The organism is Streptomyces sp. NBC_00513, from assembly GCF_041431415.1.
Classification (GTDB): Bacteria; Actinomycetota; Actinomycetes; order Streptomycetales; family Streptomycetaceae; genus Streptomyces.
Genome location: NZ_CP107845.1, coordinates 1,111,379 through 1,129,478, shown reverse-complemented (window position 1 = coordinate 1,129,478; position 18,100 = coordinate 1,111,379). Strand labels below are relative to the sequence as shown.

Sequence of the window (18,100 nt, the reverse complement as noted above, 5' to 3'; positions counted from 1 at the left end):
CCTAGTCTGCGCGGGTCCGCAGAGATCGGTCCGAGGGAGACACCGTGTCGTTCCTGCTCCTGCTCGTTGCCGCCGTACTGAGCATCCTCGGATGGATCAACGACAACGACGGCCTGAGCGAAGCCGGTTGGGTGGTCTGGGTGATCGGCATCCTCCTGCTCATCCTGCGATGGCGTCGCAACCGCCGGAAGTTCGCGTCCGTGGAACATGCGCGGGCCGCCGCCGAGGCGGGAGACCCCCGGGCGATGCGGGCCCTCGCCTCGATCCACAAACTGGGCGAGGACTACACCGAGGCGGAGCGGCTGCTCCGCTCGGCGATCACGCTGGGCGACGTGGAGGCCATGTGGGACATGGGGCGGCTCGTCGACCTCCGGGACGGACTCCCGGAGGCCGAACCGTGGTTCAGGATGGCCGCCGAGCACGGCCACTTCTTCGCGAAGCGGATGTTCCGTCCCGGACACGCCTTCAACATGGACGGCCAGAGCCCCTTGTGAACCGGGCGGCGGTCGCACGACGCCGCCCGGACCGGGCGTCGGACTCAGATGCCGAACAGGACGCCCGTGCTGTTGCGCAGGCCGCACGGGTTGCCGAACGTGTACGTGTAGCTGAGCCGGCGCCCCTCCCAGACCCCGTCGGCGGTGACCGTCATCGGGTTCCACTCCCTGGTACACGCGGCGTCCGCGCGCGGTTCGGCGAGTGCGTCCAGCGCACGCCCGTTCGCCCGTAACTCGGCGCAGGCGGCGACCGGGTCCGGGTGCGTGCCGCTCGGCCGCGGCGCGCACACCAGCGTCACCGCGCGCAGCACCGTACCCCGGTCGGCGTCCGCGCCGGCCGTGACGCTGACCACGAGCGCGGAGGGCGCGTACATGCTCTCCGTGCCGGCGGGTGCGGCGTCGGCGGCTCCTGAGCCGACCAGCGCGGTGAGGGCGGTGAGCGCCATGGCGCCGGTGGCCAGTCCCAGATTCCTGGTGATGGACCGCATTTCGAACACTCCTCGGGTGGTTGCTTCGGATAGCGGACGTGAGTCTTGCCCATGCGAGACGGGAAAGCCCGTTCGTACCGCAGTTTCGCGTCACTGATCGTGACCGCATGAGTGCAGTCCGCAGCGATGCCGAGGTGTTGACCTGTGGGGGAGCGAACCGCCGAATCGGCCGAAGACGCCCCTGAAACAACCCTGAAACACGCGGAACGAGGCCTCAAGGAGGGCCGGCGCCACCCTCGGGCCCCGCCTCTGCCCCGCTGTTCAGTGCCGGAACCGACGCCCGCGCCGAAGGGCGCCCCGCCCGCGACTCCGGTCGCGGGCGGGGCGCCCCTGGGGCGGGCCGGTTCAGCAGGCGTCGACCCAGTCGTGCGAGGCCACGTTGTCGTTGACCGGGAGGCCCTGCCCCTTGCCGGGGGCGGTGAACACGGTCCCGGCGGCGTTCAGGTCCGGGATCGACTGGCCCTGCTGGAGACACACCCAGGACCCGTGCATGTCGAGGTTGAAGAACAGCCGGACATCCTCCCGGCGGCCGGGGTAGCCGTTGTTCCACACGTCGGACACCTCGTTCCGGCAGCCTGCCCAGTTGGCGTTCTTCTTGTCCCAGCGGCAGTGCCGGCCACCCGCGTGGTGGTGCTGCCAGGCGTACAGGAAACCGGTGGGCTCGGCCGCCCGGGCGGCGCTCGCGGTGGAGGCGGGTGCGACCGGCTCGGCCGCTCCCGAACCCGCCGACACCAGGGTCATCGTGGCCGCGAAGATCAGGCCGACGGGCAGGACGCGCAACGTTCGCATGAGGGTTCACACTTTCTGTCGGTTCACGCCGCCTCGTGCGGCGTGGGGTCGGTCACGGCGCCGGCGGCGCCGGTCAGTGCTCCGTCCGGCCGCCGAGGACGGCCCGGGCCCGAGGCAGCGCCGCCGCCTCCAGCCGGTCCTTCTCGGCGACGGCACGGTGGTGTTCCGCCCGCAGCGCCGCCGCGTGCAACTCGTCGAGCCGCCGGGCCGTGGCGGACAACCCGGACCGCTCCGCGCACCGCACCTCGGCACGTGCCAGGGCCCGTTCGCGGCCCGGTGACATCGCCGTGGCGGGCGACAGGGCCGCCGCCCGGGTACGGGCGGGGTCCGGGTACCGGTACCCCGACTCCCGCATGCACCGGGCCCACGCCCGGACGCCGTCGGCGTACCGGGGATCGGCCAGGACCCGCCCCCTGCGGATCGCGTCGAGGGCGTGGACGGTCGTCGAGGCCTGGAACCAGGCCCGGAGATCGCCGTAGAGCTCCCGCTGCGCCCCGGACACGCACCCCCGGTCACTGCGCCGGACCACCCCGCCCGTCGGGAGGGTGGCCCGGACCCCGTCGGGGCCGGGACCGTTCGCGGCGAGGAGGGCGAGCGCCTTGCGCCCCGCGGGCAGGGACGCGAAGTAGCCCCGATTGGGATCCCGCACCGCCAGATCGCGCCGGCGACGCTCCAGGTCGCTCCCGTAGCCGTGGGCGCCGGCCCAGGCCGGCTCGGTCAGGACGTAGGGGAACGCCCGCTCGACGGACGGCGGATCGTCGTCGGGGACCGGGTGGTAGTCGAATCCCGCCCGGCGCATGCACGTGCGCAGCAGCCACTGCTCCGCGTCGTGCAACAGGCGGGCGGTCTCGGTGGTGGTCCGGGCGGGTCCGATGCCGTGAGGAACACGCGGGCCGTTCTCGGCGGCCGGGGAACAGCCGGCGAGCGCGGCGGACGCCACCACCACGACGAGCGCGCCGGCCGTCAGGGCGGACCGGGTGCGGGCACGCGAGGGTACGAAGGGCATGTCGGCTCCGGAACTGCGTGATCGGACCGGTGGGAGGCGGGTCGGGACGGGCCCCGGCGCCGGTCGCCGGGGCCCGTGCGGCGGATCAGCCGGTGATGTTGACGGGCCGGTACGCGTGGTAGCCGTCGCGCCCGTTCACCCCGTACGAGTGCTGCTTGAACCGGGTTCCGACGCCGCCCGCCTGCTCGTAGGACTTGTAGGCGGTGTGCCCGCTGTTGCTCCAGCCGGCGAAGATGACCACGTGCCGAAGGTCGGCACTGTTGCTGTTCGCCTTCAGGACCAGGTCACCGGGGGCCAGGTCCTTCATGGCGATCCGCCGGGTGAAGCCGTTGTTCTTGAGTCCCACCGTGTTGGGACCCGGCGCCGGCAGCCGCAGGGTCATGGAGACGTATCCCGAGCAGTCCTGGCGGAAGCCGTCCTTCCAACGCTTGACCTGGCTGTACGGGACCGGTCGGCCGTTGTTCGCCGTCAGCCAGGTCTTCGCCCGGGCCAGTACCTGCGCCCGGCTCACGCCGGGCGCACGGACCGCCGCGCTCCAGGCCTGTTCGACCTGCCCGGCGGCGGACCGCGCCGTGACCGCGGCCGAGGCGGACGGCTGGGCCGCCGGCGCGGCCGGGGCGGTCAAGGCGACCGATCCGGCACAGACCAGCGCGGTCAGCGCAGCCATGCCCCAACGGCCGGTCATGTTCTTGGACATCGTTACTCCCAGTTCGTACAAGGGGTGATGGGCCGGTCCGCGTGGCGGGGCACTGTGCCCCGCTCGTCCGGGTGGCTTGGAGCCGCCCGTCGAGGGCGCCACACATCGGTGCCGGGGAAGCGCGAACGCTTCCACCCGGACCGCGGAGCCGATGCGTCAGAGTCTGTGGCGGCCCGTCAGGCCTCCGCAAGGTTGTCCCGTTTGCTTCGGGGATGTCGGGATCTCTAAGGTTCTGACCTGCTGGGACATGAATGTCCCGGGACAGGGGGACGGCCTCTTGGGGAAGCGTGTGCCGTCCGTGCGGAGAAGGGGGCCTTCATGGCCGACGACGGCCGTCCTGGAGCCGGCCCGGCGCAGCGGCTGGGCGACGCCTTACGCGCGTTGCAGCAGCGTTCGGGACGCACGTTGCGCTCGTTGGAGACCGAGGTGTCGATCAGTGACTCGTCACTGTCGCGGTACTTCCGCGGGAGCACCGTCCCGCCCTGGACCACGGTGCGTGACCTGTGTGTGGTGCTGAAAGCCGACCCGACGGAGTACCGGCTCCTGTGGGAGGAGGCCGAACGCGCCCAACCCAGGCCGCCCGTGCCGACGGAGGCCGCGCCGGTCACCGGCGACCCTCCGGACGAGAACGGAGAGAGCGGCGAGGGCGCCGCCGCGTCGCCGCGTACCCGCCGCGCGGCCTGGACCCGTGCCGTACGCACCCGGATGGGCAGCCGACGGGTCTGCGCCACCACGGGCGCGTTGGCCGGGGCGCTGGTCGGCGCCCTCCTCGCGGTGCTCGTGCTGCGCACCGTCGTCGAGGCCGGGCACACCTCCGGGGACACCCGGGCGGCCGCGGCCCCGAACGGCGGCCCGACCGGGGCCGGTTCCACGAGCAAGGGCCCGGGATCAGGGCCGGGCACCGCCGAGAACGACCGGATCTTCGTCAACCGGAACACGGGCGACTGCCTGGACGACAGCCTGGAGAAGGGCCTGCGTTCCTTCGACTGCAACGGGATGAGCTACCAGCGGTGGACCGTGGAGAGCGCGCCCGACGGCACCCGGCAACTGCGCAACCACGCCACCGGAGCCTGTCTCGACGCCGGCGGCGCGGGGCTGCGCACCTCCGGCTGCGCCGCGGCCGCGTCCCAGAAATGGGTGCTCACGGCCTGGGGCGACGCGTCCGTCGAGGTCCGCAGCAAGGCCACCGGGGCCTGCCTGGACGACGGCCCGGCCGGGTTGCGTGACCTCGACTGCGACCGGACGAACCATCAGAGGTGGGGCTGACACCCGCGCGAGGGGGTCGGGCCGCCCGTCACCGGACCGGGTTGCCGCGCACGACCGGGCGGCCGTCCTCGAACACGAGGTCGGCCAGGTACATCACCCGCCCCCGACCGTCGGGGCTCCAGCCGTGGAAGAGGATCCGGTCCCGGCCGCCCGGGCCCGTCACCACGTCCTGGCCGCCGGGGCCGTGGACGGCGCCGGCGAGCGTCTCGGTGGTCACCAGCGGACCGGGTGCCTTCGTGTAGGGGCCGGTGAGGGCGTCCGCCACCGCGTAGCCGATCTTGTACCCGTCGCCCCCGTAGGCGTCGGCCGAGTAGAAGAGCACGTACCGGTCGCCGCGTTTGACGAGCGTGGGCGCCTCGACCAGCGCGCCCTCCCAGTCGCGGTCCTGGCGGATCAGCCGGACGGGGTCGCCGGTGGTGCGGGTCCCGTCCCATGTCGTGGGCTGGAGGTGGATCCACGTGTCCGCCCGGCAGCAGTTGCCGTCGCTCTTCCACAGCAGGTAGCGGCGGCCGTTCTCCGTGTGACTGGCCGCGTCGATGGCGCCTCCCGCCGCGACCGGGCAGACCAGCGGGGCGTCACCGGCCGGCCGGAACGGCCCGGCGGGGGACGAGGCGAGGGCGGCTCCGACGCACTGCCGGCCGCTCGCCCGGTCGCGCGCGGTGTACTGCATCGTGAACCCGCGCCCGTTGGCGTACACCTCGGGAGCCCACACCTGGCCGGGCAGTTCCTCGGCCCAGGCGCCGAGGACGGGCAGCACGCTGCCGGGGTCCACCGACCAGTGGGTCAGGTCGCGCGAGGTGGCGTGCTGGATGTTCTTGCCGCCGGTGTTGGTGGCGTACGCGTGATACGTGCCGCCGACCTTGACGACGTCCGGGTCGGGGAAGTCCTGGTTCAGGACGGGTTCGCCCACGGAGCCACGGGCGGGGGCCGCCACGGGCGTCGCCGCGGCGGCCGCCCGGCGGTGGCCGGCGTCGGCCCGGGCCCCGACGGGGGCCGCGGCGAGCCACAGCGACCCGAGGACGGCGGCGAGCGCGGCACCGACCACCGCGCGCAGGCGCCGTGAGGGCCGCGAGGGGGCGCGTCGCGGGTTTCGTCGGGGGTCCCGGTGGGGGCTTCGGCGCGGGATGCGTCGGGGATGTCGCGCGGCAGGGGGTGGGGGCACGTGTTCCGCTCCTCGGGTGTCCGGGACCGACACCCTCGTCGAGCGGTGTCGGTGTCTCCTTCGACCCTGTGGAACGAGGCACCGGATCCCGGGTTGCGCGGAGCCCGGGGCGCGGGGATCCCGGCCGGCGCGAGGGGGCCCCGCCTCCTCAGCGCGTGGCGCCCGTGCGCGGGGCGTACAGGTCGATGAGCCGGGTGCGGGTCTGTTGCAACCGGACGGCGAGGACCCGCCCGACCCAGTGCCCGACCGCGGACCCGAACGCGGGATCGGCGTCCATCAGCATGCGGATGGTCGTCCCGTCGAACTCGTACGCCCGTACCGGGGTCATCGCCTCGGCGCTGAGCTGCCAGGTGTACGGGGGGAACAGCCAGGACCAGCCGACCAACTCACCGGGACCGAGGCTCTGGACGGGTGTGGGCCTGCGGCCGGGTACGGGGATCTCCAGCGTCACCGTGCCGGAGCGCACGATCCAGAAGGAGTCCGCCCGGGTGCCCTCGTCGAAGATCGGCGCGTTCTCGGGGAAATTGACCTCGCGGGCGTGCGACATCAGTCGTCCACGCTGCTCGGTGGACAGGACGGCGGCGATCCGGATGGGGGAAGGTGTGCTCACGACGGCCTCCGATCACGACCCCCCACTGCGCTCTGCTCCCCCCAGTGTCGCCGACTTCCGCCGATCCAGGGTGTGACCGTCGCGCGCGGCGGATCCGGGGCCCGGTGAGCCCGCCCAGGGGCCGCCGGAGCGATCCGTCGCACGGCGATCACCGAGGGTGACCGCGCTCTCCTCTCGTCGCGCGGCGCCGGGATCGGCGTGCTGTTGGCAGCCTCGGCCGATCCGTGGCGGAAGAAACCATTCCGGTGGCTCCGATCCTCATGCCCCGTCGCGCGACTCACTCCTCGGCATTGGCCTCCAGGCAGGCCAGCTCCATCGCGTCCAGCACCGCCTCGTGGCTGCGCTCGCTCAGCTCCGCGACGTTCTCGATCTGCGCCGTGGCCCAGGCGGCGAGGGTCATCACCAGCACCCGTAAGCCGTCCGTGCCGTGCTCGGCGAGGATCGCGTCCGCGACGAGCATGGCGTCCTCCGGAACCTGTTCCGGTGGCTCCAGCCCGGCGAGCCCGCGCAGCATCGCGAGGGTGCGGCGGGAGATCTCCGGGGTCATCCTCGCCAGCCGCATGTCTTCTTCGTCGTCCATCCGCGCCCCACCCTCCGGTGTCGTGCCCAACCCCTCAGGGCACGGTAGAGGCGCGAGACCCTGCGCGGGGCGGTTTCGCGGGGGTGGGGGTGCGTAAACGAGTGGCGCCGGGCGCCGTCGGTTGACAGGAACCGGACATGACCGAACGAAACGAACCGGCGACCGTGCGTACCGAGCCCGCCCGGCCTCCCCGGGAGCCCTCCGCCACCGCCCGTGCGTCCCGACCACTCCCGCCGAACGGCTTCCCCCCACCGCGACCCACGGGTAACTTGACCGCGTCAACCGCCCGGCCCCGGGCGGCCGATCCGGCGGGAGCGACATGAACAGCCTTCTACGGGTGGCCCGTCACCTGCTCCCCGGCCTCCTCCTGCTCGCGGTCGCCGCTCCGCCGGCGCACGCCGCCCGGCCCGCACCGGTACCGGGGGTCGCCGCGGCGGCGCCGGAGGCCGGTGCGTGGACCGCACCGCTCTCCACCCGGGGCCGGTACATCGTCGACGCCGAAGGCAACCGCTTCCGCCTGCGCTCCGGGAACTGGGACGGCGCCCAGGGCTCCTGGACCGGCTCCGGGGATCGCGGCGATCCCGCCACCCACCACAGCGGCCAGGACTCCCACGGCATACCGCTGGGGCTCGACCGGGTGCCCCTGACCACCCTCACCGCCGATTTCCGGGCCCTCGGCCTCAACAGCATCCGGCTCCCCTTCTCCAACGAGATGCTCCACGAGACCGCCCCCGTCCCGGACGCGGCCGTCGCCGCCAATCCGGCTCTTCGCGGCCGCACGCCGCTCCAGGTGTACGACGCCGTGGTGGCCGCGCTCACCGACGCGGGATTCGCCGTCATCCTCAACAACCACACCGGCACCACGCGTTGGTGCTGCGGTCTCGACGGCAACGAGCGCTGGAACAGCGGTCGCTCCACCGCCCGGTGGGCGGACGACTGGGTGTTCATCGCCCGCCGCTACCGCGACAATCCGCGCGTGGTGGGCGCCGACCTCTACAACGAGGTGCGCCGCGACGTCTTCGACGACCCCAACTGGGGCCTGGGGGACGGCCACGACTGGCACGCCGCCGCCCAGGAGGCCGCCGACCGCATCCTCACCGAGGCGAACCCGAACCTGCTCATCGTCATCGAGGGCATCAACTGGACCGGCATCCCCCTCGACGGCCTCGCACACGGACGCCCTGCCCTGACACCCGTCCGCACCCTCTCGCACACCCTCGCCGTGTCCGGGAAGCTGGTCTACTCCGCCCACTTCTACGGATACACCGGCCCGCACCACAGCGGCGCCACCGGAATGGGGGAGACCCACGACCCCCGCTACCAGGACATGACCCGCGCCGAGCTGGAACGGACCCTGTACGACCAGGCGTTCTTTGTCTCCGCCGAAACGGGGAAGCACTTCACCGCCCCCGTCTGGATCAGCGAGTTCGGCATCGGCGCCGACGAGAGCGGCGCCGCCCCGCGCACCTGGTTCGAGAACCTCACCTCCCACCTGACCGCCACCGACGCCGACTTCGCGTACTGGCCGTTGGTCGGCTGGAGCACCACGGCCCAGGGCGCCCCGGGCGGCGACAGCTGGGCGATGCTCCGCTACGACCACACGGGCCGACGCGGCGGAGTGCTCGACGCGGGCGACTGGCGCACCGGCCCCTGGTCCGCACTCCTCGGCGCCCCGGGGCACACGGGACCGGTTCCCGCCACACCCGCCTGGTAGCAACTCACCACCGACCACGGGGACCACAACGCCTCGCTGCTCACCAGGGCCGCCGGCGACTGGGACGTCGGGGCCCGCAAGGCCGTGTGCCCCGACGGCTCCCGGCTCACCGGCCTGAGCCACACCGGGGGCCGGGGCCTGTGCGCCACCTCCGACCTGCGCGCCGCGGGCGGCCACACCGTCGTCCGGGACGAACGACACGTCCCGCCCGGCGGTGACTGGGCCTCCGGGTACACGAAGTTCCAGTGCCCGGGCGGACAGTTCCTCATCGGGTACGCGCTGCGCGGGGCCCGGGTCTCGGCCGGCCTGTGCGCGCCCGCCCGTACGGCCCTCCCCGCCGGGGTCGGCCGTACGGTCTGGTTCGACCGGGGCGACGCCCGGCCTCCGGGCGACCCGGGCGGCGACTACGCCCTCGGTCACCTCAAGGGCCAGTGCCTGTCGACCGAGTACGCGGCGGGCATCGCCTTCACCACCCGCGCCGCGGCCCGCCAGGGCCCGGCGGCCCTGCTCTGCCGCCCCCTGGCCGGATAGGTCCGGCGCGGCCGGCGCTCGGCCGCGCCGGCGCCCCGGGCGCCCGATCGCCGTGCGCGTTCGGGACCGTACCGTCGAGTCCTGTCCGGCGGCCTCGACCGGCTGCCGGGGAAGGCGTCTGCCCGTACGTCTGTTCATGCGCCCCATCGCCCTACGGGCCTCGGCTTCGAGCCGGGCGTGCGTCCCGCTCCGGGGCGCGGCTGCGAAGAGCGGTGAGCTCGCCGAAGGCAGGCCTGCGACCTGCGGGGACGGTCGTACGGCGGGCCGGCGGCCCGCACCCCGGACTCCTCCGGGGCGTCGAATCCGGCCGGCCGCGATCCGCGGGCTCCTCCGGCCAATGTGGCATCAAATAAGTCAAGTGTGATGACCGGCCCGGTGAATCGCCCTAGGGTGCGCCCATACGCCCGGCCGAGGACGGCTCGACGGCTGTTTTCGGCCACATCGCACACCGCACACCGAACTGGGGGGTTCATGCGTAGATCCAGAGGGACGGCGATCGCTCTCGCCCTGTCCCTGGCCGGCACCGGCGCCGCCATCGGCCTCGGCCTCGTCCCACAGGCAGCGGCCGTCACCCCGCCCGTGGCCTTCACCGCCGACGCGCTGTCGACCTGGCAGCCCAACGGCGTCGTCTGGGCCCTCGCCGAGACCGGCGGTCAGGTCTTCGTCGGCGGCACCTTCTCGACCGTACGTCCCCCCTCGGGCGGCGGCGGCAGCGAGCAGTCGGCGGTGAACTTCGTGGCGCTCGACGCCGCGACCGGCGCCCCGACCTCCTGTGAGCTGGACTTCACCGTCGGCGGCGGCACCGCGACCGTCCGCGCGCTCACCCTCTCCCCGGACAAGAAGACCCTGTACGCGGGCGGCTACTTCGGAGCCGTCAACGGCACACCGGTCTCCAGCGTCGCCGCCATCGACGTGGCCACCTGCACGGTCAAGACCTCCTTCCGTCCGGCCTTCGCCGCCACCGTGCGCGCCCTCGCCGTCACCGGCGACACCGTCTACGCGGGCGGCGACTTCCTCACCGTCGCGGGACAGCCGCGCCAACGGTTCGCCGCCGTGGCCACGGCCGACGGCGCACTGCGCCCCTTCACCGCGAACGCGGACGATCCGGGCCGCGCCGTCGAGGTGACCCCCGACGGGGAGAACGTGCTCCTCGGCGGGGACTTCTTCACCGTCAACGGCACGAACAGCCACGCCCTCGCGGTCGTCGACGCCACGACCGGCGCGCTCACCAGGTCCTACCCGGGTTTCATCGAGAACAATTCGGTCGTCAAGGACATCGCCACCGACGCCACCGGCTTCTACACCGCCAACGAGGGCACGGGCGGCGGCGTCTTCGACGGCCGGATCGCCCTCGATCTGAGCGATCTGAACCAGCGGTGGCGCGACACCTGCCTCGGTGCCACGCAGGCCGTGCTGCCCTACCAGAGCGTCCTGTACAGCGCCTCGCACGCGCACGACTGCTCCAGCGTCGGGGAGTTCCCCGACGGCCGGCGCCACCACCTCCTCGCCCAGCCGACGGCGAGCGTGGGCAAGCTGGGCTGGGCCCCCGACACCAACGACGGCATCGGCGAGGGCATCGGCCCGCGGGTGATGACGATCGGCTCGAAGGGCGGTACCCCGTACCTGTGGGTCGGCGGTGAGTTCACCACCGTCAACGAGGCCGCGCAGCAGAGCCTGACGCGGTTCTCCTCCACCGGGGACACCGGGGCGCCCACCGTCCCCGTCGCGAGCGCCGTCAGTTTCAAGCCGGGCGAGGTCCAGGTGCGCTGGCGCACCAGCCTCGACCTCGACGACAGCGCCCTGACCTACAAGATCTACCGAAACGGCGCCGCCGTTCCGATCGGCACCGTCACTGCGGACTCGCTGTTCTTCCGGCGTCCACAGGCCTCGTGGACGGACACCACGGCCTCGCCCGGCCAGTCGTACACCTACCGGGTGACGGCGACCGACGCCGCCGGCAACACCAGCGCCCTGTCGGGGACCTCGACCGTGACGGTGCCGACGTCCGTCGACGCGTACCCGAACGCGGTCCGTACCGACGGCGCCCAGCAGTACTGGCGCTACGACGAATCCGCCGCGCCGTTCGTCGCGGACTCCTCCGACGGAGGGAACCAGAGCGGCATCCACCTGAACGGCCCCGCCCTGCGCCAGACACCCGGCGCGGTCACCGGCGCGAGTACGGCCATCGGATTCAACGGAACCGACCAGCAGGTCTACGGCGACAAGCGGCAGAGCATCGGCGGCAGCTACTCGATCGAGACCTGGTTCAAGACGAACACCACCCGCGGCGGCAAGCTCCTCGGCTTCGGGAACAACCAGGACCGCAACAGCAGTCAGTACGACAAGCACATCTACATGACCAATGACGGCCGGCTCGTCTACGGCGTCTACACCGGGGCCACCCGCACCATCACGACCCCGGGCAGCTACAACGACAACCAGTGGCACCACGTCGTCGCCACCCAGGGCCCCGGCGGCATGACCCTGTACGTGGACGGCGTCCAGAGGGGAACCCTCAACGTCACCACCCACGAGAACTACACCGGTTTCTGGCACGTCGGAGCGGACAACCTGGGCGGCTGGCCCGACCGTCCCACGAGCGACTTCTGGGCCGGTCAACTCGACGAGAGCGCCGTCTACCCGACCGTGCTCAGCGCGGCGCAGGTACAGAACCACCACACCCTCGCCTCCGCGCCCGCCGACTCCGTCGTCGAGGTCACGGCAGCCGAGGACACCTACGCCAACGCGGGCGCCCCGGGCACCAACTACGGCACCTCGGGCTCCCTCGCCGTGCGCGGCACCGCCCTGTACGCGAGTTACCTGCGCTTCAACCTGCCCGCCGCTCCCGCGGGCACGGTGCTCAAGTCGGCCACGCTCGGCATCAAGACCAGCACGATGAGCGGAGCCGGCACCACCGACACCGTCTCGGTGGTCCCGATCACCGGCGCGTGGACCGAGGGCGGGACCACGTACACCAACCGCCCCGCCCTCGGCACCCCGGCGCTCGGCAGCTTCGCGGGCATCCCGGACGGCTCGGCGGCGCACAGCACCGGGTTGGACACGGCCGGCGTCGCGGGAGCCCTCGGCGGCTCCTACGGCCTGGCCCTGACGAGCGCGGGCACGGACGCGTTGTGGCTGTGGTCCTCGGAGGCCGCCGCGGGCGAGGGGACACCGCGCCTGACGCTGACCTTCGGCGCCCCGTGATCCGGTAGCGGACCCGAGGAGGGGCGCGGACCGATCGGTCCGCGCCCCTTCGCGTGGCGGCCCCGAGCCGCCGGGACCGTCCCTAGCCCAGGTCGTACGTGAACGCGTACGCGACGGAGGGCTCGCCGTGGCGGGCGGTGAAGGACCCGGAGCCCGAGAGGCCCGCCAACTCCCCCGTGGCGCTGCCCGGGACCACCGAGAACGTACAGCGCGTGGTGCCGTCGGCCTCGAAGGTGCCACGCTCCTCCCACACGAACGTGCCCGCGCGCCCGTCCACCCGGCCCGCCACCAGCTCCATGCCGGCGAAGCCCCCCGTGGTCGGCGACGCGTACGCCACCGTGTAGTCGCAGGTCGTCGCGGCGGCCTCGACCCCACCCGAGAAGGCGTTGGTGACGGTGGCGTGGGCCAGGCGCGGCGTCGCGTCGGCCGGGCCGATCGGGAGTTCCTTCCAGTCGCAGAAGGTGAAGGTGCCGGTCGTGGACGTGGGCATGCGGGTGCTCCCTGCTCTCTGCGGTCGGGCAGGACCTCCGCCCGACGTCTGAGCAGCATCGACGGCATACCTGACACCCTCTGTCAGGTATGCCGCGACAATGGGGCCATGCGCGCCGATCGCCTGCTGTCACTCCTGCTCCTGCTCCAGAACCGCGGCCGGATGACCGCGCCCGAACTCGCCGCGGAACTGGAGGTCTCGGTCCGCACCGTCTACCGGGACGTCGAGGCCCTCGGCGCCTCCGGAGTGCCCGTGCACGCCGACCGGGGGCCCGCCGGGGGATATCGGCTGATGGACGGCTACCGCACCCGGCTGACCGGACTCACCGACGCCCAGGCCGGCTCGCTCTTCCTCGCCGGCGCCCCGGGACCCGCCGAGGAACTGGGCCTCGGCGCCGACCTGGCCGCCGCACAGCTCAAACTGCGAGCCGCACTGCCCGTCGAACTCGCCGCCCGCGCCGAGCGGATCCGGGCCCGCTTCCACCTCGACGCCCCGGCCTGGTTCCGCGACGCGGACCCCGTCCCGCACCTCGGGCGCATCGCCGGGGCCGTGTGGGACCAGAACGTCCTGCACGCCCACTACCGCCGACCTGCCGGCCCGGTGCGGCGCGAACTGCATCCGCTCGGCCTCGTCCTCAAAGGCGGCATCTGGTACCTCGTCGCACGGTCCGGTGAAGCCCTGCGGACCTACCGCGTGGGCCGGTTCCTCGCCGTGGACGTCCTCGCCGACACCTTCGAGCGGCCCGACGACTTCGTGCTCGCCGCCCACTGGGCCGAGTCCTCCGGCCGCCTCCAGGCGGCGCTGAACCCGCGGACCGCCCGGCTGCGCGTCTCGCCGCGCGGCCGAACACTGCTGCCCATGCGGTTCGGGGCGGCGGGGACGCGGGCCCTCGCCGCCGCCGAGGCGGCGGGGGAGGAAACCGACGCGGACGGCTGGATCCGGGTGGACCTCACCGTCGAGACCACCTCCGTCGCGGTCGGCGACCTGCTGGGCCTCGGGGCCGAGGTCGAGGTCCTCGGCCCGCCCGAACTGCGCCGGGCCCTCGCCGAGACGGCCGCCGCGCTGGCGGACATGTACGGGTGAACCCGCGCCGGCGTGCCGCCCGGCGGCCCGCCACTCCGGCCCGGCCCGGTCCGACCGGGACCGATCCCGCTCCGACCTGATCCGCTCCGACCTGATGCGGCCCGACCTGATGCGGCCCGGCCCGACCGGGACCGCTCCGGCCGCGACCGAACCGCTCCGTCAGGTCCGGCGCGGTGGTTCCACCTCCAGGAAGCGGCGCCGGCGAGGCCCCCGGTACAGCAGGCACACCCACCCGAGCGCCTCCAGCACCGCCGCGCACGCCGTCAGCCGCTCCTGCTCCTCCTCCGCCGCCCCGCCGCCGGCCGGGCCCGGCCAGGTGACCTCCACCCGCCCCGCCTCGGCGCCGGCCGCCACCCGGTAGCCCGTGCGGATCCGACGTCCCCGCTCGTCCACCGCCGACGCCGCGATGCCCGCCGCCTCCAGGGCCAGGGCCACCGCGCGACGCATGCCGCGCACCTCCCAAGGCGCGGGAACCGACGCGTCGCCCGAGCCGTTCACCAACCGGCGGATCTGCAGCATTCCCTCGTAGGCCGTGCGCAACTCGGCGTCCCGGGCGGCGCGGGCCGACTCCCCGAGCCCGCCGGCCGCCGACTCCGCCCGGGTCTCGTCGCCGGTCGCGGGCTCGAAGCCCTGCCCGCCCGGTCCTTCCGCCACCGCACACCATCCCGTCTGAGTACCTCGTGCCCAACGGCCTGAGTATCCGCCCCGATTCCCCGGCGCGCTCCCGCTGGTCGAATGGGGACATGACTTCAGAGGCCGAGCAGAGCGCGCACCACCCGCGCATGCGGCACGTGACCACCGCCGGTTCGGCGCTGGCCGTGGCGCTCGTACCCCTCGTGGTCGGGGTGCTGCTCGCCAAGGCGATGGCAGCCGACCCCTACACCCCGGTCAACGCCCTGATCGCGGGCGGCGGCCGGCGCGCGGGTCTGCCCCGCGCCGAGTGGAGCCGCCGCCGGCACGACGCGATGAACCGATTGCGGTCCGCCCGCCACGGCACGGCGCACACGGCCCGGCGCTGCGCGCAGGCCTGCGGACGACGGCTGCCCGACCGGGGCTGACCGGGCCTGACCGACCGCCACCGAGACGCGCTAGTCGGCCCGTCGCGTCCGGAGCCAGGCGTCGGCGTCCGCGGGCGTGTGCAGGCGGACCACGCGCAGCGGGGCGAAGCGGGGATCGGCGGCCCGGCCCCCGATCTCGGCCCGCCGGTCGGCGTATCGGGACCAGGCCCACCACACGGGATGGTCGGCCCGCAACCACTCCCGCCAGGCCTCCCGATTCCCGTTGAACAGCCGTTCCCGCGAAAGACTGCGGCGCAACGACCGCGTCAGCACCCTCCGCATGACCACGGACCGCCGGTGGTCCAGCCAGACCACCGTGTCGGCGCGCGCCCAGAGCAGGTCCCGGACCGCGGTCGGACCGGAGGAGTCGAGCACCCACCGCCCGGTGGCGGCGATCCGCTCCATGTCGGCGACGTACGTCTCGCTGACCGCCCACCCCGGTCCGCCGAAATGGAGCGCGTCCACCTCGTGGTACGGCAGCCCGAGGCGCCGGCCCAACGCCCGGGCCAGGGTGGACTTGCCGGCTCCGCTGATGCCGACGACGAGTACGCGCTGCACCAGCGGAGCGTATGCCGCCGGAGGCCGGTGGGCCAGGGACCAGCCGGTCGGAGGTCAGCCGGTCAGGGGTGAACCGGTCAGGGGTGACCGGCCGGGGGTCAGTCGGCCAAGGGCTCCTGGAGTTCGGTGACCCACTGCTCGCGGTCCTCGGGACAGTCCAGGTTCAGCTCGCGCGCGTACCCGGCCGAGCGGTGGCCGTGCGCGTCGATCCAGCGCGCCAACGCCTGGGCGGCCGGCAACACGTCGTCCATGGCGCCCCGGTGCACGACGGTCGCCGCGCGTTCCACACCGGGCAGTTCGACGATCCGTACGGCGCCCCCGAGATCCTCGGCGCGCACGGCGGCCGGGACGGGGAGCCCCGCGTGCACCAGGACCGATCCGGGTCCGCCGTCGGGAGCGGCCTCGTAGTAGGCGAGACCGGGGCCGGTCGGGACCACCCCAGCCGTCCCGATCCGGTGACACAGGTCGTCGTACAACGGACCGATGACCGGACCGATGTCCTGCGGGGCGTAGCTCGCCGCGACGCCGGTCAGTTCGGCGAGCCGGACGGGCGGAAGACTCTTCACGACGATCTCGTCGGTGGGCATGGTTCCCTCGCTCTCGATGGTCCGGAGCCTCGTCTCGACCTGGTGCAGCCGGGCCGCCGCGGCGGCCATGGCGCTCTCCAGTTCGGCCTGCCGCAACCGCAGCATGCCGCGCAGCTCGTCCGCGCCCAACCGCTCGTTCAGGATCGCCCCGACCTGTTCCAGGCTGAAGCCGAGGTCCTTGAGCGCGATGACACGGTTAAGGCGGGCGAGTTGCTCGGCCTCGTAGAAGCGGTAGCCGGTCGTGGGGTCGACACGCGCGGGGCGCAGCAGCCCGAGCGCGTCGTAGTGACGCAACATGCGGACCGACACCCGGCCGTGTTTGGCGAAGTCTCCGATGGTGAACATGACGCCTCCCAGTGCAGGCCCTGACACGGGGGGAGAGTCAAGCACGGCCGGGTGGGGCCGACGCGGTCGGGCGCGGAAAGGGGGGATCCGGGCCGGTCAACCGCCGTACTGGCCTACGCAGAGGTCCACGATGGACGGTGGCACGGTGCCCTCCGCGGCCGCGCACAGCTCGTCGCCGCGCGGAACCCGGGGCGCGGACCGGCGCGGGACGTGCGGCGAGGCGGCCTTGGGCGGCCCTGCGCGCCGGGGCGTGGCGGGTCGCGCGTGCGGCGCCGCCGCGGGTGGGCGGGCCGCGCGGGCCGGAGCATTGCCCGGGTCCGCGTCCGGTGCTGTGTCCGCATCCCTGGCCGGTTCGTCGTCGGTACGGTCCGGCAGCGGGCCCAGGGGCAGGGCGGGGGAGAGCGGCGGAGCCGGAGGGGTGTCGGGCACGCCCCGGTCGGCCGCGGCGTCCGGGGCGTCGGCGGGCGGTACGGAGCCCCGCCCCGGGCCCGGGGGAGAGGACTCCGGGCCGACGGAGACACAGCCGGCGGTCGCGAGGAGCGCCAGAACGGAGAGGGGCAGGGCGGCCCGGCGTAACTGCATGCGTCCACCATGCCGCACCCAGGGAGGGCCGGGTCACGCCGCTCACGCGTCCGGGTGACGGGGCGGCGGCGGCCGGGCCGCTCCGACGAACGGACGCTCCCATTGCCGAATCGATTCGGCATAGGGAAGCGACCCGGAACGCCCGAGCCGGTCGCGGAGGGGCCCGCGGTACGGACGACGGGAGGGGCGCGCATCCCACGGTCGGCCCGCGTCCCGAAACCCCGGGCCGGGACCAACGGCCCCTCCTCCGCGGACAGGTCGGGGCGGATCAGACATCAGGCGGCGGCGGCTCTGGCCCTGCTCGGGCTCGCCGTGGCGGGAGGCCTGGTATACCTGACGGCCGGGCCCGAGCCCGAGTCCCCGCGGGTCGCACCACCCTCCGGGCTGTCCGTACCGGTGCTCCCGGCCCGCGGCCCGGACGCCGGGCCCGACGTGGACGGGGCCGAGCCGTCCGTGCGCCCCGGCGTGCCGTCGTCCTCCGCCTCGGTGTCGAGTACGGCCGGGCGGGGAGCGGAGGGGCCCTCCACCTCGCCCGGCCGGGGGTCGACGCCCACCGCCACCCCGTCGCCGAGCCGACCGCCGGCCGTGGCACCCGGAGACGACGCCTCCGCGACCCTGCGGCCGGGAGATCGCGGGCCCGAGGTCCGCGCCCTGCAGGAGCGGCTCCACGGCCAGGGGTTCACGTACGTCTCCATGACGGGCGTGTACGACGAACAGACCCGGCGCGGTGTCGTCCAACTCCAGAGCGACCGGAGCATCACGGGCGACCCCCGGGGCGTCTACGGCCCCGCGACCCGGGCGGCCTTCGACTGAGCGATCCGGGCGGCCCCGACGCCCCGACGGCCCCGACGCCCCG

General features: G+C 73.9%; 18 protein-coding genes and 1 pseudogene. 7 read left to right on the top strand and 12 right to left on the bottom strand.

Features of this window, described 5'->3' with window-relative positions:
* Positions 1–44 precede the first annotated feature (44 nt).
* Positions 45–494, top strand: coding sequence for a tetratricopeptide repeat protein (locus OHA84_RS05460; RefSeq protein ID WP_266972979.1), 450 nt, complete (start codon positions 45–47; stop codon positions 492–494).
* A gap of 44 nt (positions 495–538) precedes the next feature.
* Here OHA84_RS05460 and OHA84_RS05455 read toward each other — a convergent pair whose 3' ends face one another.
* The 4 genes from OHA84_RS05455 to OHA84_RS05440 form a co-directional block, all read right to left on the bottom strand.
* Positions 539–982: a subtilase-type protease inhibitor gene (locus OHA84_RS05455; RefSeq protein ID WP_053682071.1), complete on the bottom strand. Its 444-nt coding sequence runs from the start codon at positions 980–982 to the stop codon at positions 539–541.
* Between the two features lie 345 nt (positions 983–1,327).
* Positions 1,328–1,771, bottom strand: a complete 444-nt coding sequence (locus OHA84_RS05450) for a hypothetical protein (protein ID WP_266972982.1) — start codon at positions 1,769–1,771, stop codon at positions 1,328–1,330.
* A gap of 73 nt (positions 1,772–1,844) precedes the next feature.
* Entirely contained in the window at positions 1,845–2,777 is a 933-nt protein-coding gene (locus tag OHA84_RS05445; RefSeq protein ID WP_266972984.1) for a hypothetical protein, read from the bottom strand.
* Between the two features lie 85 nt (positions 2,778–2,862).
* Positions 2,863–3,474, bottom strand: a complete 612-nt coding sequence (locus OHA84_RS05440; RefSeq protein ID WP_266972986.1) for a hypothetical protein — start codon at positions 3,472–3,474, stop codon at positions 2,863–2,865.
* A 318-nt stretch (positions 3,475–3,792) separates the two neighbouring features.
* On the opposite strand from OHA84_RS05440, the gene OHA84_RS05435 reads away from it, so the two are divergent.
* Positions 3,793–4,740 carry an RICIN domain-containing protein gene (locus OHA84_RS05435; RefSeq protein WP_266972988.1) on the top strand — a complete coding sequence of 316 codons (948 nt, stop codon included), beginning with the start codon at positions 3,793–3,795 and terminating at the stop codon, positions 4,738–4,740.
* Between the two features lie 28 nt (positions 4,741–4,768).
* Here OHA84_RS05435 and OHA84_RS05430 read toward each other — a convergent pair whose 3' ends face one another.
* The 3 genes from OHA84_RS05430 to OHA84_RS05420 all read right to left on the bottom strand — a co-directional run bounded on the left by OHA84_RS05430 (position 4,769) and on the right by OHA84_RS05420 (position 7,092).
* Positions 4,769–5,785, bottom strand: a complete 1,017-nt coding sequence (locus OHA84_RS05430; protein WP_266972990.1) for a glycoside hydrolase family 43 protein — start codon at positions 5,783–5,785, stop codon at positions 4,769–4,771.
* A gap of 265 nt (positions 5,786–6,050) precedes the next feature.
* On the bottom strand, positions 6,051–6,512 hold the full coding sequence (locus OHA84_RS05425; RefSeq protein WP_199826620.1) for a Crp/Fnr family transcriptional regulator: 462 nt from the start codon (positions 6,510–6,512) through the stop codon (positions 6,051–6,053).
* A gap of 277 nt (positions 6,513–6,789) precedes the next feature.
* On the bottom strand, positions 6,790–7,092 hold the full coding sequence (locus OHA84_RS05420; protein WP_053682076.1) for a hypothetical protein: 303 nt from the start codon (positions 7,090–7,092) through the stop codon (positions 6,790–6,792).
* Positions 7,093–7,411: 319 nt separating this feature from the next.
* Here OHA84_RS05420 and OHA84_RS05415 point away from each other — a divergent pair.
* A pseudogene (locus tag OHA84_RS05415) lies at positions 7,412–9,337 on the top strand (glycoside hydrolase family 5 protein).
* Between the two features lie 471 nt (positions 9,338–9,808).
* Positions 9,809–12,541, top strand: a complete 2,733-nt coding sequence (locus OHA84_RS05410) for a DNRLRE domain-containing protein (RefSeq protein ID WP_266972993.1) — start codon at positions 9,809–9,811, stop codon at positions 12,539–12,541.
* A gap of 82 nt (positions 12,542–12,623) precedes the next feature.
* Here OHA84_RS05410 and OHA84_RS05405 read toward each other — a convergent pair whose 3' ends face one another.
* Positions 12,624–13,031: a DUF3224 domain-containing protein gene (locus tag OHA84_RS05405; RefSeq protein ID WP_053682078.1), complete on the bottom strand. Its 408-nt coding sequence runs from the start codon at positions 13,029–13,031 to the stop codon at positions 12,624–12,626.
* 108 nt (positions 13,032–13,139) lie between these two features.
* Between OHA84_RS05405 and OHA84_RS05400 the strand changes: the two genes are divergently transcribed.
* Entirely contained in the window at positions 13,140–14,114 is a 975-nt protein-coding gene (locus OHA84_RS05400; RefSeq protein ID WP_266972995.1) for a YafY family protein, read from the top strand.
* Between the two features lie 159 nt (positions 14,115–14,273).
* On the opposite strand, the gene OHA84_RS05395 is transcribed toward OHA84_RS05400, so the two are convergent.
* Positions 14,274–14,768 (bottom strand): hypothetical protein, encoded by a 495-nt coding sequence (locus tag OHA84_RS05395; protein ID WP_266972997.1) that lies wholly within the window; start codon positions 14,766–14,768, stop codon positions 14,274–14,276.
* Positions 14,769–14,857: 89 nt separating this feature from the next.
* Here OHA84_RS05395 and OHA84_RS05390 point away from each other — a divergent pair, with 89 nt between their 5' ends.
* Complete coding sequence (locus OHA84_RS05390) at positions 14,858–15,172, top strand: hypothetical protein (RefSeq protein WP_053682081.1); 315 nt, start codon at positions 14,858–14,860, stop codon at positions 15,170–15,172.
* A 30-nt stretch (positions 15,173–15,202) separates the two neighbouring features.
* On the opposite strand, the gene OHA84_RS05385 is transcribed toward OHA84_RS05390, so the two are convergent.
* The 3 genes from OHA84_RS05385 to OHA84_RS05375 all read right to left on the bottom strand — a co-directional run bounded on the left by OHA84_RS05385 (position 15,203) and on the right by OHA84_RS05375 (position 17,244).
* A complete protein-coding gene (locus OHA84_RS05385) occupies positions 15,203–15,730 on the bottom strand; it encodes an AAA family ATPase (protein ID WP_266973000.1) in 528 nt (175 codons plus the stop codon).
* A gap of 98 nt (positions 15,731–15,828) precedes the next feature.
* Positions 15,829–16,662 carry a MerR family transcriptional regulator gene (locus tag OHA84_RS05380; RefSeq protein WP_053682083.1) on the bottom strand — a complete coding sequence of 278 codons (834 nt, stop codon included), beginning with the start codon at positions 16,660–16,662 and terminating at the stop codon, positions 15,829–15,831.
* Positions 16,663–16,758: 96 nt separating this feature from the next.
* A complete protein-coding gene (locus OHA84_RS05375) occupies positions 16,759–17,244 on the bottom strand; it encodes a hypothetical protein (RefSeq protein WP_266973002.1) in 486 nt (161 codons plus the stop codon).
* 312 nt (positions 17,245–17,556) lie between these two features.
* Here OHA84_RS05375 and OHA84_RS05370 point away from each other — a divergent pair, with 312 nt between their 5' ends.
* Positions 17,557–18,057, top strand: coding sequence for a peptidoglycan-binding protein (locus OHA84_RS05370; protein WP_371591325.1), 501 nt, complete (start codon positions 17,557–17,559; stop codon positions 18,055–18,057).
* Positions 18,058–18,100 lie beyond the last annotated feature (43 nt).